Origin of the sequence: Streptomyces sp. Qhu_M48, from assembly GCF_051305195.1 — a bacterium.
GTDB lineage: Bacteria > Actinomycetota > Actinomycetes > Streptomycetales > Streptomycetaceae > Streptomyces.
This window is the reverse complement of the sequence record NZ_CP195432.1, coordinates 3044518-3069614: the sequence shown is the minus strand read 5'-3', so window position 1 is coordinate 3069614 and position 25097 is coordinate 3044518. Positions and strand designations below refer to the sequence as shown.

Here is a 25097-nt window from a genome sequence, read left to right as displayed (position 1 = left end):
CGACGCGCCCTGCGCCGCCGGTGACCCCGGCGGCCGGGTCAGCTGTCGAAGCCGAGGCCGAAGCGGTCGAGGGTGCGCAGCCAGAGGTTGCGGCGTCCCTCGTTCAGGTCGGCGCGGGCCATGGACCACTTGGTGAGGGCGATGCCGAGCGAGCGGGCGGGCTCGGGCGGGAAGGGCAGCGGCTTGCGGCGTACGAGTTCCAGGCGGGTCCGCTCGGTGGACTCGCCCGCCAGCAGGTCGAGCATGACGCCGGCGCCGAAGCGGGTGGCGCCGACGCCGAGGCCGGTGAATCCGGCGGCGTAGGCGACCTTGCCCCGGTGGCTCGTGTCGAAGAAGACACAGAAACGGGTGCTGGTGTCGATGGCCCCGCCCCAGGCGTGACTGAAGCGGACCCCTGCCAGCTGCGGGAAGGTCGTGAAGAAGTGCCGGGCGAGTGTCGCGTACGTCTCGGGCCGCCGGTCGTGTTCGGGGCGGACCGGGCCGCCGTGGTGGACGGCGTCGTAACCGCCCCACAGGATGCGGTTGTCGGCGGAGAGGCGGACGTAGTGGAACTGGTTGGCGCAGTCCGCGAAGCCCTGGCGGCGCGCCCAGCCGACGGAGGCGAGCTGCGCCTCGGTGAGCGGCTCGGTCATCAGCGCGTAGTCGTAGACGGGGACGGTGTACGGGCGGTGGCGCCGGAGCAGGGACGGGTAGGCGTTGGTGGCGAGGGCGACGCGTCCGGCGGTGATCCGGCCGTAGGGGGTGCCGACGCCGATCACGGCGCCGCGCTCGTCGAACGAGGTCGCGGGGGTGTGCTCGTGGATGCGGACGCCGAGGTCGAGACAGGCCTGCCTGAGGCCCCAGGCGAGCCGTGCCGGGTTGACCATGGCGACGTCGTCCCGCTGGAAGAGGCCGCCGAGGAAGGTCGGGGAGTCGATCTCGGCCCGGACCGCCTCGCGGTCGAGGAGGAGCGGCCTGCCGCCGTGGCGGGCGGCGGCCTCGGCCTCCTCCGCGAGGCCGTCGAGCTGGTAGGGCTCGGTGGCGACGACGAGGGAGCCGGTGCGCTCCCAGTCGCAGTCGACGCCGTAGCGCTCGATCGTGTCCTCGATGGCCTGGAGGTTCTCGCGGCCGAGCCGTTCGAGGAGGCCGATCTCCTCGGGCCAGCGCTGGAGGCCGTTCGCCAGGCCGTGGGTGAGGCTGGCCTCGCAGAACCCTCCGTTGCGGCCGGAGGCGGCGCCGCCGACCTCGTCCGCCTCGACGAGGAGGACGTCGGTGGAGGGGTCGCGCTCCTTGGCGAGGAGGGCGGTCCACAGGCCGGTGTAGCCCCCGCCGACCACGAGCAGGTCACAGGTGGTGCCGCCGACGAGGGCGGGGGCGGGCCGCGGGCGGCGGGGGTCGTCGAGCCAGAAGGGGGTGGGGTCGACGTCCCGGAGCGAGTCGAGGTGGTCCATGGGCGTTCCTTCGGGTCGCGGAGGCACCCGGGCGCGGGGAGCCTCCGAAGTGGGCCCATGAGACTCCGCGGTGCTCGACAAGGTCAAGGGTGTTGACGTAAGCGCGGCGGTGTCGCTCCACCCGCAGAGCACGACGGTGGGGCTCTCCCCGCGGGGGGAGAGCCCCTTTCGTCAGGGGGCCGGGGGTCCGGTCAGAGGCCGAGCCGCCGGCCCGGGATGCCCGGGGGTGTCGGCAGCGGAAGCTCCAGGCGGTTCCGGGCCTGGGCCGGCGTGGCCTGGCACGTCACGTCCGCGGGGGGGCAGTCCGCCCGTCACCAGATAGGCCGTGGCGGTGCGGTCGGCGCAGGACCCGGAGCCGTAGACGCCGTGGCCCTGGCCGCCGAGGACCGTGACCATCCGGGAGCCCTTCATGGTGCGGCGCAGCCCCTGGCCGCTGACCAGCGGGGTCTGGGAGTCCCACTCGTTCTGCAGGATGAGCGCTCCGACGGTGTTGTCCACCTTGGTGGCGGGTTCGGACCCGTTCCCCCAGAACGCGCACGGCTTGATGTGGGACGCGAAGTCGCCGTACAGCGGGTACCTGGCCTTGTCGCGGACGGCGTCGCGGCGGTACCGCTCCGGGTCGCGCGGCCAGGCGCGGGTGTCGGCGCAGACGACGGCCCAGAAGCTCGTGCGGACCTCGGCCGGGGTGTCCCCGAGTCCGTACGTCGCGTGCCGTTCGGCGGTCCACCCGCTCCACCGTGTGAACGCCGGTTCCGCGCCCTCCGCCCACACCTGGATCATGCCGCGCCAGATCCGCGCCGGATCGACCGCGCTGTCCCGCACGAAGCGGTCGGCACGCCGCGGGAACATCTGCGTGTAGACGGCACCGAGGTATGTGCCGTAGGAGTACCCGAGGTACGAGATCTTCTTCTCGCCGAGCGCGGCACGGATCACGTCGAGCGGACCCCTGATCGTCGCGCACTCGTACTCCGCCGGCGCCTCGGCGTCGCAGCGCTTCCAGCGCGGTTTCTGCTGCGTGTACGGCTTCAGGGGATCGACGGCCGCCCTGGGCGCCGGGACGGCCGGGGCGGCGGCCGGCGGCGTGAGCGCGGGTATGAGTGTCTCGAGGGCGCTGAGGGCCACGCCGGATGCCGTTCGTCTGCTTCTCACAGTGCGTCAGGTCCTTGGCGGGGTGAAGGGACTCGTCTCACGCACCTTCGCTCAGAAGGGAGTTGGACGAATCCCTCCCGAGGCCGGATTCCCGTCCGACCGCAGGAGGAGCGGGCCGCGGCGAACTGGTTCCCGATGAGGAGAACCCGGCCCGCCGTTCTCGCGTCGGGGGTCCGTGTTCCGGCTCGCCGAAGGCCCCCCGGACGCGCCCCTCCGCGAGGGTGTGGGGCGGCCCCTCCGTAAAGGTGCGAAGCGGTCCGGCGGCTGTTGCAATGGAGGGAGAGTTCCGTCGGATCTTGCCTTCCCCCACACGACGGCGGACGAGGCCGGAAGCTGTCACGGCATCCAACCAGCGGGTGTGGAGTGGTCATGAGCGATCTGGACATGAGCGACGACTTCGAGGACATGGGACCGGTCGACTATCTGGTCGTCGAGTTCCCGGGCAACCGGATGACGGGCGAGGGGTTCTCCCTCCTCCTCGACCTGGTCGACCGCGGCATCGTCCGCATCCTCGACCTCCTGTTCGTCCGCAAGGACCTCGACGGGGGTGTCGTCGTCGTGGAGCTGAAGGACCTCGACGGTGACGGCGAACTCGACCTGTCGGTGTTCGAGGGCGCCTCGTCCGGACTCCTCGGTGAGGACGACGTCCTGGAGGCCGGCACCGCCCTGCAGCCCGGCAGTTCGGCCGGGATCCTGGTGTACGAGAACCTCTGGGCCGCCCCTCTCGCACGGGCGCTGCGGCGCAGCGGCGCGCAGCTGGTGGCCGGAGGCCGTATCCCCGTACAGGCGCTGCTGGCCTCGCTCGACGCCGAGGAGCCCGCGACGGGCGACGGCTACACCTGAGGAGCGGGATCCACCCGGTCGGAGTACGGCCGGGGCAGAGACAGGGCTCGGCAGAGGCAAGGAGACAACCGTCATGCCAGGACTTCTTCGAGGGGTCGCGCGGACCGCGGTGGTGGCCGGAACGGCGACCGCCGTCTCCAACCGCGTCTCGCGGCGTCAGGCCGGGCGCTGGGCCCAGCAGGAGCCGCCCCAGCAGCAGGCGGCGGCACCCGCCGCCGCGCCGGCGTCCGCACCGGCCGCGCCGGCCGACGACATGAGCAGCAGGATCGCCCAGCTCAAGGACCTCGGCGAGCTGAAGGCGCAAGGCGTCCTCACCGAGGAGGAGTTCGCGGCCCAGAAGAGCCGGATCCTCGGCTCGTGACCGCCTCCGCCCAGGTCGTCCGTACCCCAAGGAGAGCCCCATGACCAGCAACACGAGCGGAACCCAGCAGGGCGGGACGGCGCGAAGCCACGGCGGGAGCGGTCCCGTCGTCGGTGGGTGGGTGGTCTTCGCCGCGGTCCTCATGATCTTCGTCGGCCTGATGACCCTGTTCCAGGGGATCGCCGGCATCGCCAAGGACGACCTGTTCGTCACCACCCGCAACTACGTGTACCAGTTCAGCCTGACCGGCTGGGGCTGGGTCCACCTCATCCTCGGCATCATCATGCTGCTCGCGGGTTTCGCCCTGTTCAAGGGAGCCCTGTGGGCCCGGATGATCGGCGTCGCGCTGGCGGGTCTGGGCATGATCGCGAACTTCATGTGGCTGCCCTACTACCCGTTCTGGGCGATGCTCCTGATCGCCATCGACGTCATCGTCATCTGGGCGCTGTGCGCGGCTCCCCGGCTGCCGCGGACGTGACCCCGGGGTGAACCCCGGACGCACCCCGACGACGGTTCGACGGGCCAGGCAGGAGGGCTTTCGATGCCCCGGAAGACCAATGCGGCGACGCGCGCGGCGCCCCACGCCACGCCCGAGGAACGCGCGGCGCTCGGCAAGAAGGCCCGGCGCGGCGCACCCCGGTCGAGCCATGCCGAGTACCGGCCGTCACCCCACAGGCCGGACCCGCTGACCATCCTGGAGGCCCAGTCCGCGACACGGGTGCCCGAACTGGTCCCGATCCGGTACGCCCGGATGACGGAGTCCCCGTTCCGCTTCTACCGGGGCGCCGCCGCCATCATGGCCTCCGACCTGGCCGCCACCCCGCGCTCGGGCTTCACGGCCCAGCTGTGCGGGGACGCGCACATGCTGAACTTCCGTCTGCTGGCCTCGCCGGAGCGACGGTTGATGTTCGACATCAACGACTTCGACGAGACGCTGCCGGGCCCGTGGGAGTGGGACGTCAAGCGGTTGTCGGCGAGCTTCGTCATCGCGGGCCGGGCGAACGGCTTCGACGACGCCGAGCGCGCCCGCATCGTCCGGAACACGGTCCGTTCGTACCGGGAGGCGATGACCCGCTTCGCCGCCATGCGCACCATCGACGTCTGGTACGCCAAGATCGACTCGGACCGCCTCGAGGCCCTGGCCGCCGACCGGCTCCACCGGCGCGGTCAGCGGAACCTGGCCCGCGCCATGGCGAAGGCACGCACCCGGGACAGCCTGCAGACCTTCGCCAAGGTCACCGAGACGGTCGACGGACGGCCCGTGATCGCGGCCGATCCCCCGCTGCTCGTCCCCATCGGCGACATCCTCCCGGATGTCGAGCGCACCGAGCTGGAGCGCCAGTTCCGTGCCCTGATCGGACGGTACGTCCGCACCCTGAGCTCCGACCGGCGCACGCTCCTGGAGGAGTACCGCCTGGCGGACGTGGCGCGCAAGGTGGTCGGCGTCGGCAGCGTCGGGACCCGCTGCTGGATCTTCCTGCTCCTCGGCCGGGACGACGAGGACCCGCTCTTCCTCCAGGCCAAGGAGGCCGACACCTCCGTGCTCGCCGCACACGTCGGCGCGAGCATCTACCGCAACCAGGGCGAGCGGGTGGTCGCGGGACAGCGGTTGATGCAGGCCGCCAGCGACATCTTCCTCGGCTGGGAGCGGGTGGACGGCATCGACGGCCGGAAGCGCGACTTCTACATCCGCCAGTTGCGCGACTGGAAGGGCATCGCCATGCCCGAGCGGATGCGGCCCAAGGACATGGAGGCGTTCGGCGAACTGTGCGGAGTCACGCTGGCGCGGGCGCACGCGCGGTCCGGAGACCGGATCGCGATCGCCGCGTACCTCGGCGGCGGGACCTCCTTCGACCGGGCCGTCGCACAGTTCGCGGAGGCCTACGCCGACCAGAACGAGCACGACCACCGGGCACTGGTCGACGCGGTGGCAGCGGGCAGGCTGCCGGCGGAGGAAGTGCCGGCGTCCTGACCGGGGAAGGGCCCCGAGGGCTGAGCCGCGCTCCGTGCGGCTCAGCCCTCGGGGCCGTCCGCCGTCTCCCGCCACAGGGCGGGGAAGCCGTCGGCGAGTTCTCGCTCGACCCAGGCCAGCCGGCGGGTGAGGACCTCCCTGCCGTCCGGGGGGCTCTGGGCCGTCAGGCGCTTCAGCAGGGTGCGCAGGCGGACGAGGACCATCGGTGCGTCGGAGGCGGCGGCGATGACGTCGTCGAGCCCGGTGCGCAGGAAGGCGTCCCGGTCCGGCAGCTCGATCACGAGGCGCACCTCGCCGTCGGCGTCGGCGATCCGCAGGGGTCGGCCCGAACGGGTGGCGACGGGTCCGGTGAGCAGGTCCTCCAGGTGGTCGAGGCCCTGCACCGCGGTGGCGGGGTCGTTGACCGCCGGGGACAGGGCCCGCAGCACGATGTCGGCCAGGAGCCGGAAGGCGAGCAGGGGGTCCTGCTCGAAGGTCCGCTCGGCCCCGGTGACCAGCCCGTCCAGGACGGCCGCCGCGGGCAGTCGCGCGCCGTGCACGTCGGCGACGTGGGTCCCCCGGAGCAGTGTGGTGCCCGGGACGACGTGCAGGACGATGACCGCGTTCGCCGCCCGGGCGGTGGTGAGCAGCCGCTGCGTGTCGACCTGTTGCAGCACGGCGAGGGGTTCGGGCCAGGTGATCGTCGTACTCGGCGGGGGAAGCGGGGCGGGCGTCCCCTGTCCGGCGCTCCGCGCGTACAGGTCGTCGAGGAGTGCCCGGCCCCGCTCGGTGACCGCCTGGAGGACCGGAGCGAGCTGGACGGATTCGAAGGCCCTCAGCTGCAGCCTCCGCAGCAGGGCCAGCAACGCCAGCAGGACGAGCCCGGCGAGGCCCGGCACGGCCGCCGACACCTCGGGGTGGGCGCCGATGGCGAGGGCCGCCGTGACGCAGTACACGGCGAGGCCGAGGGCGAAGGCGAAGGTCCGCCAGACGATGGGGGCCTCGCGGAACAGCGTCAGCCGGGGCGAGAACGACGTGTGGGCCCACTGCACCACCAGGAACAGCAGCGAGAAGATCACGGCGGTGATGCCCAGGACGCCGAAACCCAGGGCCAGCAGCATGTCGACCACCTGCCGCGCCGGCATCCGCGGTCCCCGGGCGATCCTCGGCAGGGCGAGGCCCAGGGCCAGCCCGACGAGGACGAACAGCAGCTGGGTGGTGCCGGCGCGGAGGCGGCGGCTGCGTCGCAGCGGGGTTCCGCGCCTCATGCGGCGGCGCCCGGCCTCGGACCCCGGACGCCGTCGACGCCCGGCGGGGTCGGCAGTGCGATCAGCATGGTCGGATTCTCCCGCAATGCCCGGCCGGGCGCCTGATCTGCCACCCGTGACGATCCGGTGCTCCCCCGGACTCCGGAGAGCCCCGGGGGGCCCTCGACCCTGGAGAGCCGGGGCTCCCTAGCCGGAGGAGGCGCGCCCGCCCGGCGCGGCGTCGGCCGCGAGCGCGTTCTCGCGCAGATCCGGTGCGGTACGCAGGGTGCGCGCGAACCAGTCGCCGTAGCGCCGCCCCAGGAAGGGGGCCGAGGCGCCGTGCAGGAGGACGCTCAGACCGACGGTCACGGCGACGACCTCGCTCAGCAGGGCCACTCCGGGCAGGTGCTCCTCGAACGCCATCAGGCCGAACACCAGGGAGGCGAGTCCTCGCGGGCCGAACCAGCCGATGTAGGCGACGGAAGCCGGCCGCAGGCCCGTGCCGATCAGGGCGAGGGCGACCGGCAGCATCCGGATGACGGTCAGGCTGAGCACCGCGTAGACCACCGTCCGCCAGGTGAGGTGCTCCAGCACCGGCCCCAGGATGACCGCGCCGAAGACCAGGAAGCTCAGCGAGCTGAGCAGCAGACCGAGACGCTCGGTGAACTCCGTACTCCGTGCGGGGTCCGAACCCTCCTCGCGGACGCCGCCGCGCGGTGCGCCGCCTCCGAGCGGTGCGCCGCCGCCGGCCGGTGCCCGGCGCACCCGGATGCCGAACGCCAGGCCGGCGGTCCAGGCGCCGATGAAGCCGCTGCCCTCGGCCGCCACGCACAGCGCGTAGGTGACGACGGGAACGGCGATCGTCAGGAACGGCCGCCACGCGGCGCTGCTCCAGCCCCGGTCCGCCGACCGGCGGAGGAGGGCGGCACCGGCCCCTCCCACGACGATGCCGACCACACCGCTCAGCAGCAGCGCACGCAGAAACGTCTCGACGACGCCGGACTCCCCCGGGCCCTCGCCGGCGGCCGCGAGCGCCAGGACGAAGAAGGGCAGGGCCAGTCCGTCGTTCACACCCGACTCGACCCCCAGACCGCCCCGGACCAGGGCCGGAACCCGCTTGTCGGCGACGGCCTGCTGCCCGAGGGCGGCGTCCGTCGGCGCCAGGATGATGCCGACGAGCGCGAGTTCCCACAGGCCGAGCCCTGGCAGCAGGGGCCAGGCGAGGAGCCACCCCAGCGCGATGGTGAGCGGCAGACCCACGGCGAGCAGCCGCAGCGGCAGGAACTCCTCCAGGCGCAGGTCGCGGGGGCGGATCGCCGCCGCGTCCGCGAACAGCAGCAGGACCAGCGCACTCTCCAGCAGGCTCCGGGTGAGCTCGGGCTCCTCGGCCAGGCTCATCAGGTCCAGGCCCAGCGGGCCCATCGCCAGGCCGAACGCCATGAACACCAGGGGCCCGGAGATCACGGTCGTGGAAAGGCGTCGCGAGAACGCCCCGTACCCGGCCACCACGCCCCCGGCGACGACCAGGGCCCACTGGCTGCTCATCGGCACTCCTCACGCGGCGACACGGAACCTCACCCTACGTGTCCACCGGGAGGGGTTCGCGGCACCGCGCCAGCGGTCCCGGATCGCGAGGGTGGAGCGAGGTCACGGCTGCCTCGCCCACGACGAGAGCCTTCCTGACGGGCGCACGGGCGCACGGGTGTACAGGCGTGGGCGTACGGGCGCGGGCGTACGGGTGTAGGCGCACGGGCGTACGGGCGGCGGAGAGGTCCGTGCGGAGGGTCAGGCCGCCGGGACCGCGCGCTGGAGCGCGGTGATGACGCGGTCGAGGGCGTCGTCGCTGTGCGGGTCGGTGAGGTTGGCCCAGAGTTTGAAGATGAAGCGCTGGAGGACGGGCCGGCGGAGGCCCTTCGTGGCGACGATCTTCATGACACGGGGGTGGTTGAGGGCGTGCACGACGAGGCGCCCCACGGTGAAGTAGCGGCCGTAGGCCGCGCGGACGGCTTCGGGGTAGGCGAGCAGGGCCGCCTCGCGGGCGTGCGCGGTGGGCTGCCGCAGGGCGTGGGTGATGGTGTCGGCGGCCAGTCGGCCGGACTCCATCGCGTAGTCGATGCCCTCGCCGCTGAGCGGGTTGATCATTCCTCCGGCGTCGCCGGTCAGGAGCAGACCGCGGGTGTACTGGGGGCGCCGGTTGAGGCCAGCGGGCAGCGGCGCTCCGCGCAGCGGGCCGGTGGCGTGGGCCTCGTCGAAGCGCCACACCGGGGAGATGCGCTCGGTCCACTCCCCGAAGAGCCGCCGGTGGTCGAGTTCGGGTCTGCGGCCGATGTGGAAGGTGCCCAGACCGACGTTGAAGGAGCCGTCGCCGACCGGGAAGGCCCAGCCGTAGCCGAACGGCATGTACGTCCGGCCGCGCGGGTCGCGGGTCTCCAGGTCGAGCCAGGCCTCCAGGTGGTCCTGGTCGCGGTGGGGCACGGTGTAGTAGCGGCGCACGGCCACGCCCATGGGCCGGTCCCTGCGCTGGTGCAGGCCGAGGGCGACGGCCAGCCGGCTCGACGCGCCGTCCGCGGCGACCACCAGCGGCGCCCGGTAGGTGTGGGGCGCGCCGTCCCGCCGGGCGACCACGCCGCCCACCCGGTCGGTGCCCGGCTCGAAGACCGGCCCGGTGGCCTTGGTCCCCTCCAGGAGGCGCGCTCCGGACGCGACGGCCGTTCGGGCGAGCAGGTGGTCGAGGTCCATCCGGCTGCGCACGAGTCCGAAGTCGGGGAAGGACGCCACGCTGGGCCAGGGCATCTCCACCGTGGTCCCCGAGCCGTGGACCCGCAGGCCCCGAGTCCTGACCCAGCCGGCCCCCTCGGTGTCGACGCCCATGTCGACGAGTTCCTTCACGGCGCGCGGGGTGAGCCCGTCTCCGCAGATCTTGTCCCGGGGGAAGGTCGCCTTCTCCAGGAGCAGGACGTCGAGGCCGGCGAGGGCCAGGTGGTGGGCCGTGGCGCAGCCGGCGGGTCCGGCTCCGACCACGATGACGTCCGCCGAGTCGCGGTGGGGGGACAGGTCCATGGGTTCTTCCTCTGCTGCGGCCGGCACGAGGTGGGGGGAACGGCTCCCCATGTGTACCCACGGCCGAGGGCTTTGATCACCCGTCACCGGACGGTTGTCCCTCGTTCCGGGCCGCGGAGCCGCCCGTACGCGGGGCGGTACGCGCCGCCGGCCGCCCCCTGACCCCGCCCCGACCCCGTCCGGACCGTGCGCGCCCCGCTCACCGCGGGCGCCCGGCCGTCGTGCGGGCGGCGTAACCCTCCGTGCGACGGGGGCGTGATCATCCGGAAACCGGGCCCTTCTACGGTCGAGGGGTGGGAGACCTCCCACCGTCCGCCGCGCCGACGCCGGTGGGACGTGGGAGTGCCCGCACAGGGGAGGGAGGAGTCCAGGTGGCGTCTTCGGACTCGCGGACCGAGGCCGCACGGACCGAGGGGGTCCGGACGGTCTGCTCGTACTGCGGGGTCGGCTGCGGAATCGTCCTCGACGTGGCGCGCGACCCGGCGACCGGCCTGCGGCGGGCCCTGAAGGCCTCCGGGGACAAGGCCCATCCGGCGAACCGCGGCCGTCTGTGCACGAAGGGCTCCACCAGTGCCGACATGATGGCGGCCACCGGGCGGGCCCGCACCGCGCTCGTCCGGACGGAGCGCGCGGTTGAGCCCGCCGCGACGGACGTCGACGAGGCGGTCACGGCGGTGGCGGGCCGGCTGCGCGCGATCCTGGACGAGCACGGGCCGGACGCGCTGTCGTTCTACGTGTCGGGGCAGATGTCGCTGGAGGCGCAGTACCTGGCGAACAAGCTGGCCAAGGGGTTCGTGCGCACGCGGCACATCGAGTCGAACTCCCGGCTGTGCATGGCGTCCGCCGGCTCCGGCTACAAGCTGTCCCTGGGCGCGGACGGCCCGCCCGGCTCGTACCAGGACTTCGACCACGCCGACGCGTTCCTCGTCATCGGTGCCAACATGGCGGACTGTCACCCGATCCTCTTCCTCCGCATGATGGACCGGGTGCGGTCGGCGGGGGCGAAGCTGATCGTCGTCGATCCGCGGCGCAACGCCACCGCCGACAAGGCCGACCTCTTCCTGCGGATCAAGCCCGGCACGGACCTCGCCCTCCTCAACGGCCTGCTGCACCTGCTCGTCGAGAACGGACACGTCGACGAGGAGTTCGTGGCCGAGTTCACGGAGGGCTGGGAGGCGATGCCGGCCTTCCTCGCCGACTACCCGCCCGACCGGGTCGCCGCGGTCACGGGGCTCGCCGAGGCCGACATCCGGCGGGCGGCGCGGTGGATCGGCGAGGCGGGCGCGTGGATGAGCTGCTGGACCATGGGCCTGAACCAGTCGGTCCACGGCACCTGGAACACCAACGCGCTGGTCAACCTCCACCTCGCCACCGGGGCCCTCTGCCGTCCGGGGGCGGGTCCCTTCTCCCTGACCGGCCAGCCCAACGCCATGGGCGGTCGCGAGATGGGGTACATGGGCCCGGGACTCCCCGGCCAGCGCTCGGTGCTCGTCGACGCCGACCGGGCGTTCACCGAGGAGCTGTGGAACATCCCCGAGGGATCGCTCCGCACCGACGTCGGCCGCGGCACGGTGGACATGTTCGAGCGGATGGCGGCCGGGGACATCAAGGCGTGCTGGATCATCTGCACCAACCCCGTCGCCTCGGTCGCCAACCGCAAGACCGTCATCGCCGCCCTGGAGGCGGCCGAACTCGTCGTCACCCAGGATGTGTTCGCCGAGACGGAGACCAACGCCTACGCCGATGTCGTGCTCCCCGCGACGCTGTGGGCGGAGTCCGACGGCGTCATGGTCAACTCGGAGCGCAACCTCACCCTCGTCCGGGGCGTCGTCGACCCGCCCGGCCAGGCCCTGCCGGACTGGCGGCTCATCGCCCGGGTCGCCTGCGAGATGGGCTTCGCCGACTCCTTCACGTACGCCTCGTCGGAGGAGGTGTTCGAGGAGCTGAGGCGGGCGTGGAACCCGCAGACCGGGTGGGACCTGCGCGGCGTGACGTACGAGCGGCTGCGTGCCACCCCCGTCCAGTGGCCCGCTCCCACCGTCGACGGCCCCGACCGCAACCCGGTCCGCTACGTCAACGACGGTGTCAGCCAGACCCTGCTGGAACGCGAGGACGGCAGCCGCCCCCGGCTGGTCTTCCCGACGCCCGGCGGACGCGCCCGGTTCTTCGGCCGCCCGCACCTCCCGCCGGCCGAACTGCCGGACGACGACTACCCGTTCGTCCTCAACACCGGGCGCCTCCAGCACCAGTGGCACACCCTGACCAGGACCGGCAAGGTCGCCCGACTCGCCAAGCTGGACCCCGGTCCCTTCGTCGAGATCCACCCGGAGGACGCCCGGTCCCTCGGCGTCACCGAGGGCGACCACCTGGAGATCGCCTCGCGCCGCGGCCGCGCCGTCCTGCCCGCCGTGGTGACCGACCGGGTCCGGCCGGGCGACTGCTTCGCCCCCTTCCACTGGAACGACCTGTTCGGCGAGTACCTCAGCGTCAACGCCGTCACCCACGACGCCGTCGATCCGCTCTCCTTCCAACCGGGCTTCAAGGCGTGCGCGGTGGCGCTCGCGAGGACGACCGCCCCGGTCCCCCGCGTACGCCAGGACCGGCGTCCCCCGGCGGACGCGGAGGTCCCCACCGCGTCGCCGCCCGCCGCCCTTCCCACACCGTCGAGCGGCCCGGCGCCCGCGCTCGCCGCCCTGTTCGGCGTCGCGGACCTCGTCCCGCCACCGTTCACGGCGTCCGAACGCCGCTATCTCGCGGGATTCCTCACCGGCCTCGCCACCGCGCCCGCCGACGGCCGCGTCCCGGTGCTGCCGGCCTCCGCCCCCTTCGCACCGGACCACGGCCTCTGGGTCGACGGGGTCCTCGCCGGAACGTACGCGCGGGCCGACGCCCCGGCGCCCGGGCGCACGGCACCCCCCGTCCCGGCGGACCCGGCGTCCGGACCGGAGGCGCGGGGCGCGGAGCGCGCGCGCCGCCTGCTGGTCCTCTGGGCCTCCCAGACCGGCAACGCCGAGGAGGTCGCCGCCACCGCCGCCGGCCGCCTCGGCGAGGCCGGGTACAGTCCGGTGCTCCTCCCGATGGAGTCCGCCGACGTGACGCGGATCGGCCCCGAAGCCGATCTGCTGGTGGTGACCAGCACCTTCGGGGACGGCGACGCCCCGGACAACGGGGCGGCCTTCTGGCAGGCGCTGAGCTCCCCCGACGCCCCGCGCCTGGAAGGCGTGCGCTTCTCCGTGCTGGCCCTCGGCGACTCCAGCTACGACGACTTCTGCGGCCACGGCCGCCGCCTGGACGGGCGCCTCGCCGAGCTCGGTGCCACCCGTCTCCATCCCCGTACCGACTGCGAACCCGACCACGACGCCGGCTCCGAGGCCTGGCTGACGGCGCTCCTCCCCCTGCTCGCCGCCCCCGTCCCGGCGCCCGCCCCCGCGACGGTGGCGGCGGCCCCGGCGCGGACGCCCGCAGCGGCCGTCACCGCCGCCGCGTCCGGCCCGGCGCACCCCGCCGCGTACACGAAGGCGTCGCCGTTCACCACGCTCCTCGTCGGCAACCGGCTGCTGAGCCTGCCCGGCTCCCAGAAGGAGGTGCGCCGGTTCGCCTTCGACACCCGTGACGGCGCGCTCTCCTACGCGGCGGGCGACGCCCTCGGCGTGTGGCCGGCCAACAGCACCGACCTGGTCGCCGAGTGGCTCGCCCTCACGGGACTCGACGCCGCCGAACCCGTCGTGGCCGACGACTCCGGCTCCCTCCCCCTGGCCGAGGCGCTGCGCACCCGTCTCGACATCACCCGCATCACACCGGACCTGCTCAGGTTCGTGGCCGAGCGCACCGGGAGCCATGACCTGCGACGGCTCCTGCGGCCCGGCAACAAGGACGAACTCGCCAAGTGGAGCTGGGGACTCCAGGGGGCCGACCTGATCGGCGCCTTCCCCGTGCGCGCCACCGCCGCCGAATGGGCCGGTGTCCTCAAGCGCCTGCAGCCGCGCCTCTACTCGATCTCCTCCAGCCCGCTCGCCCACCCGGGCGAGGTCCGCCTCACCGTCTCCGTCGTGCGCTACACCAACGACCGGGGCCGGGACCGCACCGGAGTGTGCTCCGCCCACCTCGCCGACCACGCCGACGACGGCCCCGTCCAGGTCTTCGTCCAGCGCTCCCCGCACTTCCGCCCGCCCGCCGATCCCGGCACGCCCCTGATCATGGTCGGGCCGGGGACCGGCGTGGCCCCGTTCGTGGGCTTCCTGGAGGACCGGCGGGCACGCGGGCACTCCGGACGGAACTGGCTGTTCTTCGGCGAGCAGCGCGAGGCCACCGACTTCTACTACCGGGAGGAGCTGGCGGAACACCTGGCGTCCGGTCACCTCGACCGGCTCGACACCGCCTTCTCCCGCGACCGGCGCAACAAGGTGTACGTGCAGGACCGCATGCGCGAACACGGCTCCGCCCTCTGGTCCTGGCTCCGGGACGGCGCCCACTTCGCCGTCTGCGGCGACGCCGCCCGTATGGCCAAGGACGTCGACCGGGCCCTGCGCGACCTCGTCGCCCGTCACGGCCGCATGGGCGAGGAGGATGCCGCCGCGTACGTCCGGCAGATGGCCGCCGACAAGCGCTACGTCCGCGACGTCTACTGAGGGCCCCGGGGCGTCGCTCGGCGCTCGGTGCTTGGGGCTCGGTGCTTGGGGCCAAGTCGGTGAATCACGGCCCGCCGACTGCGGCGGAGCCGCCACGGTGGAGCCGGGTGCTCAGGATGGTGGCGTGAGAAGCCTCAGATCCTGGGCCTGTGTCCACGCGACGGTCCTGGCGCTCGCCGCCACCCTGCTGGGAGGCCCGTTCGCTCCCCCGGGCGCGACCGCGGCCCCCCGTGCCTCCGCGCCCGGCCCCGCGATCTCGGCCCTCGCGCGGCTGCTGCCGGCCCATGCCGCCCAGTTCACCCTCGTCCAGGTGAGCAGACCCGCGTCCGGCGACTACTTCACCCTCTCCGGCGGCGCGGGCCGCGTCCGGGTCGAGGGCACCACCCCGGCCGTGATCCTCGGCGGGGTGAACTGGTACCTGAAGCACACGGCCCGGGTCGACATCGGGTGGCCCGGTTCCAGCACGTCCATGCTCCCGGCGACCCTGCCCGCCCCCGTGCCGGTCCGCAAGGACGCCTCGGTCCCGCACCGGTTCGCGCTCAACGACACGGACGACGGCTACTCCGGCGCCTACCGCACCTGGGCCGACTACGAGCGGCAGATCGATCTGCTCGCGCTCGGCGGGGTCAACGAGGTGTTCGTGCAGATGGGCGCGGACGCCGTCTACCACGCGGCGTTCCAGGAGTTCGGCTACTCCGAGGAGGAGACGCGCGCCTGGATCCCGGGGCCGGCCCACCAGCCGTGGTGGCTGATGCAGAACCTGTCGGGCTTCGCCGGGCCGGAGTCCCGGCGGCTGCTCGGGCAGCGCGCCGCCCTCGGCCGCAGGATCGCCGACCGGCTGCGGAGCCTCGGCATGGTCCCGGTGCTGCCCGGCTACTTCGGCACGGTGCCGCCCGGTTTCACCGCCAGGAACCCCGGCGGGCCGGTGGTCCCGCAGGGACGGTGGGTCGGCTTCGACCGACCCGACTGGCTCGACCCGCGCAGCGCGGTCTTCCGCGAGGTCGCGGCGGCGTTCTACCGCCACCAGCGCCGGCTGTTCGGCGCGTCGACGCTGTACAAGATGGATCTGCTCCACGAGGGCGGCCAGGCGGGCGACGTACCCCTGGAGGCGGCCGGGAAGGCCGTCATGGACGCGCTGCAGACGGCCCACCCCGGTGCCACCTGGGTCCTCCTCGGCTGGCAGAACAACCCGTCGCCCCGGATCATCGACGCGGTCGGCGCGTCCAGGCTGCTCATCGTCGACGGGCTCTCCGACCGGTACGACGGACTCGACCGGGAGGCCGCCTGGCACGGGGCGCCCTACGCGTTCGGCACCATCCCCAACTTCGGCGGGCACACCAGCGTCGGTGCCAACACGGCGGTGTGGGCGACCCGGTTCGACGCGTGGCGCAGCAAGCCGGACAGCGCCCTCCAGGGCATCGCGTACCTGCCGGAGGCCACCGGCGGAAACCCCGTCGCGTACGAACTCTTCACCGAGCTGGCCTGGCGCACCGGCCCCCTGGACCACCGGGCGTGGTTCGCCGACTACGCCGCACGACGGTACGGAGCGGCCGACCCGCACGCCGCCACGGCGTGGGAGCTGCTGCGCACCGGCCCGTACAGCACCCCGTCGGGAACCTGGAGCGAATCCCAGGACAGCCTCTTCACCGCGCGTCCCCGGCTGACGGCCGTCACGTCGGCGAAGTGGAGTCCGCCGTCGATGCGCTACGACGCCGCCACCGTGCGGCAGGCGCTGACCGAACTGCTGCGGGTCGCGCCGGAGCTGCGGCGCACCGACGCCTACCGGTTCGACCTCGTCGACGTCGCCCGCCAGGCCCTGGCCAACCGCAGCCGCACCCTGCTCCCCCAGGTCAAGGCCGCGTACGACGCCGGGGACCTGCCGGTCTTCCGTGCGCGGGCCGCCGAGTGGAAGGAGGACCTGGCGCTCCTGGAGCGGCTCCTCGCCACCGACACGCGGTTCCTCCTCGGGCCCTGGCTGGAGGAGGCGCGGTCCTGGGGCGCGACGGAGGCGGAGCGGGCCGCGGCCGAGTTCGACGCCCGCTCGATCCTGACCAGTTGGGGTCACCGCGCCGGCAGCGACACGGGCGGACTGCACGACTACGCCAACCGTGAGTGGTCCGGGCTCGTGGCCGACTTCTACGCCGTGCGCTGGACGATGTACCTCGACTCCCTCGACACGGCCCTCGTCACCGGACAGTCCCCCGTCCCGATCGACTGGTACGCCTGGGAGAGCGCCTGGAACGGGCAGCGCACCACCTACCCCGTCACGCCGTCGGGCGACCCCGTGGCCCTGGCCACCGAGGTGCGCGACTCCCTCCTCACCGCCCGCTCCCCCGGGCCGGGTCAGGCGCGCCCCTGGCGGGTACGCCCCTGACGCGCGCACGGCGCCACCGGTCGACCGGCGTCCCGCGGTCTCCGCCCGGCGGAGCCGACCGAGCCGACGGGGGCACCGCGTCCGACCGGGCCGACGGACGCCCGCACCGCGCCGCCGTCGGACGCGGTGTCAGGGCCGCGCCAGGAGGCCGGCCAGCATGTCGTGGCTGCGGCGGAGGTCCTCGATGCGCTCCTCGGCGGCCGCCAGTTCCCGGTCCAGGACGGCCCGGACGTCGACGCACCAGTCGAACTCGGGGAGTTCGCCGTGCACGCACGGCAGGACCGCGCGGATCACCTCGGTGGTGAGGCCCGCGGCCAGGAGCACGCGGATCTGCCGGACGGTGACCACCGACTCCTCGTCGTAGACGCGGTAGCCGTTCGGACCGCGCCTGGCTTCGAGCAGGCCCTGCTCCTCGTAGTACCGCAGCAGCCGCGCGCCGACTCCCGTGCGCCGGGACAACTCCCCGATCAGCATGCCTACCGTCCGTTCCGAGACCGACCTTCGCACCGATGTCAGGCCCCAACGTCCCCGCGTGTGCGGGTATTCCGCGTGCGCCTGCCATGGACGCGCCGGGCGGTCACTCCGCCGGCGCGACGACCACGATCCGGTCGTCCGGATGCCAGGACCGGACCTGGGACTTCGGAGGGTTGACGCTCACGCCGTGCGGGGAGCCGTGCGCGCGGTAGCCGAGGGCGCACTCGCCTCGGCGGGCGGCCGATTCGACGACGGTCGCGAAGGAGACGTCACGGCCCGTCGTGATGTACCGGCCCACCGGGCGGAGGTGGAGGGTGGCCCCTCCCGGTGCGAAGAGTTCCTCGAACACCGCGGTCAGCCGGGGGTTCTGGGAGATCTGTGTCATCAGCAGCCCGATCAGCCTGCCGCTGACGACGAAGTCGGCCCCGTGGGCGAGGGGGGCGATCAGCCGGTTGCGGTCGTCGGTCATCTCCGTGACGACGGGCACGCGCCCGCCCGCCGACCGGATCCGCTCGCCTGCCCGTTCCCGCTCCCGGGCCCGGAGGTGGAGCAGGGTCACGAGGGTCCGGTCGTCCGGGTCGTCGTGACCCGGACGGGGGTCGGGGCCGAGGACGATCACCGCGTCGTGTCCGGTGAGGTCCAGGGCGTCCGTCGTGTCGCGCAGGGTCGGGTCGCCCGGATGATGGCGTACGGACAGGCGGTGGCCGACGGCCTCGGTGACGGCCCGGATGCCGGAGACCGTCGCGGTGCGCGGCTCGGCCACCACGTCGAGGACCGAGCCGGGGGGCGTGCGCCGGGACAGGTGCTCGATGATCCGCGGTGCCCTGCGGTTCCACCCCAGGAGGAGGAGGCGTTCGGCCGGGGCGGACGCCGCGGGCTGGGCGGGCAGGATCGCCGTAGGGTCGTACGGGGCGGGTGTGGCCGCCCAGTGGGTCGTGCCGGCGTCCTCGGCGACCACGACCAGGCTGTCGCCGTCCAGGATCGGTGTGCGACCGGGTGGGTTGAGGACGACGGTGCCGTCCTCGCGGACGATGCCGACGAGACTCGACACCGGGCTGACGGCGTTGGCCTCGTGGAAGGTCAGACCGATCAGTCCGGGTTCGCGGAGCGTGTGGAACTCGTGCCCGGCGAAGTCCAGCAACTCCTGGTGGACGAGGGAGAGTCCGGGTTGCCGTGCGCACTGGACCAGCAGGCGTGCGGCGATGTCGTCCATGTCCAGGACGGTGGACAGGGGGCCGCCGGCCAGCCGGGCGGCGCTGAGATAGCGGTCGTCGCGGACGGCGGCGACGACCCGCACCGGATGCTCCTCGCCCACGGCCGCCGAGAGGGAGAGCAGCGTCTTGACGACCTCGGCGTCGTCGTGGGGGCTGTCCCTGGGGAGGACGAGGACGCAGTCCGCCGTCGTCGGGCTCACCCGGGCGAGCGCGACCGGGTCGGTGGGACGGCCGCTGCGGCAGATGAGCCGGGTGCGTCCGGTGGCGCCGACGGTGGCGTGGAGTTCCTCGTCCATGTCGGCCTTCGCCCGGTCGGCGAGCACCGTGATGACGCCGCGGCGCCGATGGGCGTGTGCGGCGACGAGTTCGGTGACGACGGTCGGGATCTGCTCCGACCATCCGAGGACGACGGTGTGCCCGCTCTCCAGGACGGGGGCGTGTCCCCGGTCGAGGGCGAGCAGCTTGTCGGTGATGCCGGTGGTGATGAGGCTGACCAGGGTGGAGACGTAGAAGAGCGCGATGAGGGCGAGGAGGACCGACAGGACGACACGGAGCGGCGGGCCGACTTCGCCGCCCAGGCGCAGGGTCTGTCCGGTGTTGCGCCACACCGCGGCGATCCTCGAACTCAGGGTGGCGGGGGCGCGCTGGTCGGTCCACACGAGCAGGGCGCTCACGGGGACGACGAGGGCGAGGCAGGCGAGGGCGAGCCAGCCGACGAGGGCGGGCGTCCCCCGGGTCAGCGTGGTGTCGAACCAGTAGCGGAGACGCGCCTCGACGGACCCGGTCCGCCTGCCCGGGCCGCGGGGGGCGGGCGGCACCACGGCCCGGTCGGTCCCGGGTCCCGGTGCGGCGCTCCGCTGGGCGGGAACGGCCGTGTTGCCTTGTTTGCGCACGTCGGCAGCGTGGCGCCTCGCCCCGGCCGCCGGGACGCCATCGCGGCATATTCATCCCTTCGTGCTCAGCCGGCGGAGAGCGGGGCGGCGGATCGGTCAGACGTACGGGGTGACGCGGATCTCCCTGGCGGGGCGTCAGACGGCCTGCGGGGTCCCGGAGTCACGCGTTACCGTACGGGCCTGATCGACCGGACACGGGGAGGGCGGGCGGGAATGCTGGAACAGGCGCTGGTGGCGCTCGCCGGTGCGGGCGGCGTCGCCGTGGTGCAGGCCGCGGGCACGGACGCGTGGGCCGGTCTCCGGCAGGCGGTGGCGCAGTGGTTCGGCCGGGGTGACGGGCAACGCCGACAGGCGGAGCTGGAACGGCTGGACCGCACCGCGGCGGAGCTCGCGGCCGCGCGGGACGACGGCGGGGCGAGCGCGGAACGCGTGCGCGCCCGGCACGACGCGGTGTGGCAGTCCCGCATCGAGGACCTGCTCGAACAGCTGCCGGAGGAGGAACGGAACCACGCGGCGGACGCCCTGCGGGAGCTGCTGCGGCGGCACGGCCCGCGCGGCGGGGGCGCGGAGGGCGGGGGCGGGATCGCCGTACAGGGGGACCTGCGGATCCAGGCGGACCGGGGGTCGGTCGCGTTCGGCATCGCGCACGGGGACGTGACCGTCTCCGGCCCTCCCGCGCCGGATCCGACCCAGGGCTGAACGGACCGGCTGACACAGGCCCCCCACGCGCCGCCGACGACACCGGCGACGACGGCGACGACGGCGACGACGGCGACGGCGACGCGCCTTCCTCCCGCACCACGGACCGCGAGGCGCGTCCGCCCCGCCGCGCCGACGCACACCCGTCCCGTACCGCCGGACACCCGGCGGACCGTGAGGGTTTCACCGTCCGCGCCGACCACGGCGGTGTGGCGTTCGGCAGCGCCGAGCAGGTCCACCTCCACGTCCCCCGGACGGACGGGGGCGGACCCGACGTGGTGGTGCACGCCTACCGGACCGGCGACATCGTCTATCAGCAGGCCGCTCCCTCACGCTCGGAGCGGGCCGCGCCCGCGTCCGCCGTCCTCGTGGGCGTCCTGATCGCCGCCGGTCTGGCCTGGGACGGCGCCCGGCTGGGCTCGCAGACCGGGGACCGGTGGGCCGCAGCGGCGAGTCTCGTCCTGGGTGTCGTGATCGCCGTCGTCCTCGTTCGGGGCCGCGGGCGGCGCCGACCCGGGTCCCCGTCGGCCGGGGAGCTGCGCCGGGCCGCCTCGTCGTTGGCGCGCACCCTCGCGGAGCAGTACGCGCGGGAGGAGGCAGGCGTCCGCGTGCACGATCCCGGTCCGCTGCCGGTGCGCTGGACGGCGGCCCCGCGCGGCATCGGCGACCACGCGGTGAACCTCGTGGGCCCCGGGCAGGAGGCGCCCCGGCTCGACGGCTCCTTCTCCGACATCGTCCGGCTGTACGGGGGTCTGAGCCACGGGCGACTCGTGGTCCTCGGCGACGCGGGGGCCGGGAAGTCGGTCCTCGTCCTCCACCTGGCCGCCCGTCTGCTGGCAGGGCGCGGGGAGGGCGATCCGGTGCCCGTCGTGCTCCCGATCTCGTCCTGGGACCCGCGGGACGGCACACCGCTGTGGTGGTGGGCGGCCGGACGGCTGGCCCAGACGCACTCCGGCATCCTGGCCGGGGACGGTTCCCACGCCTCGGCCCGCACCGTCGCCCACCACCTGATCACCTCCGGACGTGTCCTGCCCGTCCTGGACGGTTTCGACGAACTCCCCTCCACGGCGCGGGCGAAGGCTTTGGAAGAGCTGTGCGGCAGCCTGCTGCCCGAGGGCCGCTTCGTCCTCACCAGCCGCACCGCCGCGTTCACCGACGCGGTGGAGGCCACGGGTCTGCGTCTGCCGGGGGCGGCGGCCGTCCGGCTGCTGCCCCTGGACATGACCGACCTGCGCGCCTACCTGCCGCGCACCAGTCGCGAGCAGGGCGACTCCACCACGAAGTGGGACCGGCTCCTGGACCGGCTGACAGCCCCCGACGGCGCGGGCGGCGACGCGGCCCGGAACCTGCGCGACGTCCTGCGCACCCCGCTGATGGTCTCCCTCGCCCGCGCCGCGTACAGCGACACCCGCGCCCGCCCCGACGACCTCCTGGACCGGCGCGACCTCACCACCCGGGACGCGGTCGAACGGCATCTGCTGAACGCCTTCGTCGACGCCTCCTACCAGCCGGACCCGGCGGGCGTACCGGGCCGCCGCGACCGGTTGTCCGCCGACCGTGCCCGCCGGTACCTGGCCCGGCTGGCCCGCGGTCCGGGCCAGGACATCGCCTGGTGGCGCCTCGGAGAGGAGGTGCCGTGGACCTTCCGCACCCTGTGCGTCTCCCTTCCGCTGGCGCTGCTCCTCGCGGTGACGGTCACCGCCGCGTCGCTGCCCGCGGCCGGACAGGCGGTCGTCCCCGGCCTCGGCCTCCGGGCGGGTCTCCTCGTCCTGGTGGCAGCGGTGTGCGCCGGGGCGCTCGACTGGATCGCCGAGCACCGGAGCCTGGTCCGTCCCCCGCAGCGCCTGCGCTCACCCCGCGACGCCGTGCTCCACGCCCTGCGGCACCGGCCGGTGGGGGCCGTCCTCTCCGTACTGCTTCCGGCGGGCGCGCTCGCGGTCTGGATCCGGGCCGTCGTGTCCGGCAACGGCGTCGCCGTCCTCTTCGCCACCTTCCTGTTGATCCTCCCCGTCGCGGCGATCACCCGCGCACTCGCCGTCGTCCGCCGCCCGGCCGACCTCCGGGCGAGCGATCCCGTCACCCTGCTGCGCGAGGACCGCCGCACCGCGCTGGCCCTGGCACCCCTCTCCTTTCCCGTCGCCCCCTCCCCGCTGTTCGCGCACAAGGCGGTGCTCGTCCCGGTCGTCGGCACCCTTCTGCTCTGGGGCCTGGGACGCGGGGAGGACGCCGTCACCGCCGGGCGCTGGGCGGCCGTGTACGGGGCGCTGGCCCTGTGGTGGTGGCTGTGGAACTGCGCCATGTCGGCGTGGGGCCGCTACACGGTGGCGCGCTGGTGGTTCGCCGCCACCGGACGCCTCCCCCGCCGGCTCATCGGGTTCCTGGAGGACGCGCACCGCCGTGGCGTGCTGCGGCAGACCGGCGGCGTCTACCGGTTCCGCCACATCGAACTGCAGCGCTGCCTCGCCGAGGGAACGGACCGGGAGGACCCCGAGGAGCCGGTGCGCCGTACGGGCCGGACGCGGCGGCTGCTCGTCGGAGCGCTCCCCCTGCTGGCGGGTGTGACCGCCCTGGTCACGCTGGCCGGGGCGGTGTTCACGGCCCCGGGGGCCATGGGGCCGCTCCGCACCCTCGCGCCGGCCTGCGACCTGCTCCCGCTCGGCTCCGTCCGCCCCCTCATGGAGCACCCGGCGGCGGGCGGGCGGCCGCGTACCGACATCTTCTCCGACGCCCTGCACTTCCTCGAGGACGGATTCCGGCAGCCGCAGTACGGGGACCGGCGCGCGCACGCGCGCAGCTCCTGCGTGGTGACGGAGCAGTCCGCGGTCCGGCCGGACAGCGAGGTCACGTTGACCGTGGCCCTCGCCTCCGGCGCGGGAACGGCGAGTAGCGCGGAGCGCGCGGAGGAGGAGGTGCGACGGCCCGGACTCCTCGATGCCCGGATCCGGAGCGCGGGCGTCGACTGGTCGCTCGTCGCCGGTACGGAGTGGGCCTCGTCGCCCGACTCCCTGGCGGCGCGGGCCGATCAGGACGTCCCCGTCGGCTGGGTCCGCGCCCGCATCGCGAACGTGGTGGTGGCCGTGGACGTGGCGGTGGAGTTCGGCACCGAACGCCAGGCCCTGCGTGCGGCGGAGACGCTCGGCCGCGAGGTCCTCGACCGAGTCCGCCGCGCCTACGGCCTGTCCGCCGCGCCCGTCCCGGGCGGAGAACCCCTCACGCGCGTCCCGTCCGGCCAGATCTCCGAGGAGTCGCGCTTCGGGCTCTTCGACGCGAAGCGGACCGCCCGGCTCGCGGGCGCGGTCTGGGAGGAGGGCGAACCCGCGCGCATCGAGACGCTCGACGGACTGGTGGCCGTGCGCGTGCCGCGCGAAGCACGGTGCGACCTCCCGGAGGCCACCGGGGAGGCGGGCATCGGCGGCGGGCTCACCTGCACGGCGACCCACGGCCGCGCGGCCGGCTTCCGCATGGACCTCCTCTTCGCGAACTGCGGCACATCCTGCTCGACCGCCGAACGACAAGCCTTCACGGAGCGGCGTGCGGGCAGGCCCGTGGCCGACTGGGACCACCGCGGCGCCGTCGACCACGACCGCTCCCCGGGCTCCGCGTACCTCGGCTGGACCGCCGCGGCCACGTACCGGGAGAGCGAGGGCGAGCCCGAACCGATCGAGGTGCTCCTCTGGCTGCGGGTGAGCTCCCCGCCGCGGTACCAGGACCTCGCCGACAAGATCCTCAACGACCTCTGGGCCCAGTCGGCGAGCCCCCGCTGAACCCGAACCAGCGGCGGCAGGAGGTTCTCCGTCACGAGGACGGTACCGGTGGTGCCGGAGGCGACCGTGTCGGCCACAGCCCCGTCGGGTACCGAGAGGGCGTCCCGCCGGGGTCGCGGCTCAGCGGCTCAGCGGCCGAAGGTGTCGATGTTCTCGACGAGCCAGCGTCCGTCCCGGTGCACGACGTCCACGGCGAACATGGCGCCCGCGTAGACGCCTTGGTCCTGGGCCTTCGGCTTCTGCGCGCCGCCGGTCCCGCCGGTCCCGGCCGTGCTCACGCTGCTCTGGTCGGCGTAGACGAGGACCCGGGCCCGGTCGCCGTCGATCCGCTCGACCGCGCTGTCGGTGACCGTCGTGGTGATCACCGTCTTCTGCCGGGCCGCCTGGGCGAGCACCCCGCCGAGGAGCGTCCGGTGCTGAGCGACGGCCTTGCCGGTGAGGAGGGTCTTCCCGGCCCGTTCGAAGGGGGCGGTGTCGGCGTGGTCGTACGAGAAGAGCGCGGCGACGGCCGCGGCCGTCTGCCCCTTGATCTCGCTGGTACGGGCGAGGTCGGTGAGGGCCGTGTTGCCGCGCGCGGGCTCGTCCCGCAGCTCTCCCGCGCGGCTGGACGCCCACCCGGCGAAGCCGCCGAGCAGCAGGGTCAGAACGCACAGGACCACGAGGGGAACGACGTGACGCCGCCGTGCCCCGTCCCCGGTGGCCCGGGTTTCCGACCCGCTGCCGTTGTCCTCACCCGGTGCCTCACCCGGTGCCTCGCGCTCCGGCGTTCCGGCCGGTCCTCGCGCGGGCTTCACCGCCGGTCGCTGCCGGGTCCGGGGGGCGGGTTCGGTCAGGAGACCCGTGGACGTACGGGACCTGCCGCCGCCGGACGGCCGGGCGTCGGCGTCCCCGGACACGGCGGTGCCGGAGACCGGCTGCTCGGCGAGGGCCTGGCGGCGGCGCTGGCGGTTGAGGTGGTGGCGGGGCGTCGGCATCGTGCGTGTCCTTTCGGGTGCTGGCGGCTCTCGCGG

The 25097-nt window shown here is 74.1% G+C and carries 15 protein-coding genes and 1 pseudogene; 8 read left to right on the top strand and 8 right to left on the bottom strand.

Features of this window, described 5'->3' with window-relative positions; translation table 11 throughout:
- Positions 1 to 38: 38 nt before the first annotated feature.
- Together ACRRSS_RS14135 and ACRRSS_RS14130 are read right to left on the bottom strand one after the other, a co-directional pair.
- Positions 39 to 1430: an NAD(P)/FAD-dependent oxidoreductase gene (locus tag ACRRSS_RS14135; protein ID WP_435971554.1), complete on the bottom strand. Its 1392-nt coding sequence runs from the start codon at positions 1428 to 1430 to the stop codon at positions 39 to 41.
- Between the two features lie 191 nt (positions 1431 to 1621).
- Positions 1622 to 2423, bottom strand: a pseudogene (locus tag ACRRSS_RS14130) (alpha/beta hydrolase); the annotation flags it as partial.
- A gap of 540 nt (positions 2424 to 2963) precedes the next feature.
- On the opposite strand from ACRRSS_RS14130, the gene ACRRSS_RS14125 reads away from it, so the two are divergent.
- The 4 genes from ACRRSS_RS14125 to ACRRSS_RS14110 all read left to right on the top strand — a co-directional run bounded on the left by ACRRSS_RS14125 (position 2964) and on the right by ACRRSS_RS14110 (position 5755).
- Positions 2964 to 3422: a DUF6325 family protein gene (locus ACRRSS_RS14125; RefSeq protein ID WP_435975327.1), complete on the top strand. Its 459-nt coding sequence runs from the start codon at positions 2964 to 2966 to the stop codon at positions 3420 to 3422.
- Between the two features lie 73 nt (positions 3423 to 3495).
- Positions 3496 to 3783, top strand: a complete 288-nt coding sequence (locus ACRRSS_RS14120; protein WP_435971553.1) for an SHOCT domain-containing protein — start codon at positions 3496 to 3498, stop codon at positions 3781 to 3783.
- A gap of 40 nt (positions 3784 to 3823) precedes the next feature.
- A complete protein-coding gene (locus tag ACRRSS_RS14115) occupies positions 3824 to 4261 on the top strand; it encodes a DUF7144 family membrane protein (protein WP_435971552.1) in 438 nt (145 codons plus the stop codon).
- Between the two features lie 63 nt (positions 4262 to 4324).
- On the top strand, positions 4325 to 5755 hold the full coding sequence (locus ACRRSS_RS14110; protein WP_435971551.1) for a DUF2252 domain-containing protein: 1431 nt from the start codon (positions 4325 to 4327) through the stop codon (positions 5753 to 5755).
- A gap of 41 nt (positions 5756 to 5796) precedes the next feature.
- On the opposite strand, the gene ACRRSS_RS14105 is transcribed toward ACRRSS_RS14110, so the two are convergent.
- From ACRRSS_RS14105 to ACRRSS_RS14095, 3 genes are all read right to left on the bottom strand, one after another.
- Positions 5797 to 7002: a DUF2254 family protein gene (locus tag ACRRSS_RS14105; RefSeq protein ID WP_435971550.1), complete on the bottom strand. Its 1206-nt coding sequence runs from the start codon at positions 7000 to 7002 to the stop codon at positions 5797 to 5799.
- 186 nt (positions 7003 to 7188) lie between these two features.
- Positions 7189 to 8526 (bottom strand): cation:proton antiporter domain-containing protein, encoded by a 1338-nt coding sequence (locus tag ACRRSS_RS14100; protein ID WP_435971549.1) that lies wholly within the window; start codon positions 8524 to 8526, stop codon positions 7189 to 7191.
- A gap of 240 nt (positions 8527 to 8766) precedes the next feature.
- Entirely contained in the window at positions 8767 to 10041 is a 1275-nt protein-coding gene (locus ACRRSS_RS14095; protein ID WP_435971548.1) for a geranylgeranyl reductase family protein, read from the bottom strand.
- Positions 10042 to 10412: 371 nt separating this feature from the next.
- Between ACRRSS_RS14095 and ACRRSS_RS14090 the strand changes: the two genes are divergently transcribed.
- Positions 10413 to 14669 (top strand): molybdopterin-dependent oxidoreductase, encoded by a 4257-nt coding sequence (locus ACRRSS_RS14090; RefSeq protein ID WP_435971547.1) that lies wholly within the window; start codon positions 10413 to 10415, stop codon positions 14667 to 14669.
- A gap of 124 nt (positions 14670 to 14793) precedes the next feature.
- Entirely contained in the window at positions 14794 to 17043 is a 2250-nt protein-coding gene (locus ACRRSS_RS14085) for an alpha-N-acetylglucosaminidase (RefSeq protein WP_435971546.1), read from the top strand.
- A gap of 129 nt (positions 17044 to 17172) precedes the next feature.
- On the opposite strand, the gene ACRRSS_RS14080 is transcribed toward ACRRSS_RS14085, so the two are convergent.
- Both ACRRSS_RS14080 and ACRRSS_RS14075 read right to left on the bottom strand, forming a co-directional pair.
- Positions 17173 to 17517, bottom strand: a complete 345-nt coding sequence (locus tag ACRRSS_RS14080; protein ID WP_435971545.1) for a MerR family transcriptional regulator — start codon at positions 17515 to 17517, stop codon at positions 17173 to 17175.
- A 103-nt stretch (positions 17518 to 17620) separates the two neighbouring features.
- On the bottom strand, positions 17621 to 19624 hold the full coding sequence (locus ACRRSS_RS14075) for a CASTOR/POLLUX-related putative ion channel (RefSeq protein WP_435971544.1): 2004 nt from the start codon (positions 19622 to 19624) through the stop codon (positions 17621 to 17623).
- A gap of 213 nt (positions 19625 to 19837) precedes the next feature.
- Between ACRRSS_RS14075 and ACRRSS_RS14070 the strand changes: the two genes are divergently transcribed.
- Positions 19838 to 20323, top strand: a complete 486-nt coding sequence (locus ACRRSS_RS14070) for a hypothetical protein (protein WP_435971543.1) — start codon at positions 19838 to 19840, stop codon at positions 20321 to 20323.
- A gap of 209 nt (positions 20324 to 20532) precedes the next feature.
- Complete coding sequence (locus ACRRSS_RS14065) at positions 20533 to 24087, top strand: NACHT domain-containing protein (protein ID WP_435971542.1); 3555 nt, start codon at positions 20533 to 20535, stop codon at positions 24085 to 24087.
- Between the two features lie 128 nt (positions 24088 to 24215).
- Here the strand turns inward: ACRRSS_RS14065 and ACRRSS_RS14060 are convergent, their stop codons facing one another.
- Positions 24216 to 25061, bottom strand: a complete 846-nt coding sequence (locus ACRRSS_RS14060; RefSeq protein ID WP_435971541.1) for a hypothetical protein — start codon at positions 25059 to 25061, stop codon at positions 24216 to 24218.
- Positions 25062 to 25097 lie beyond the last annotated feature (36 nt).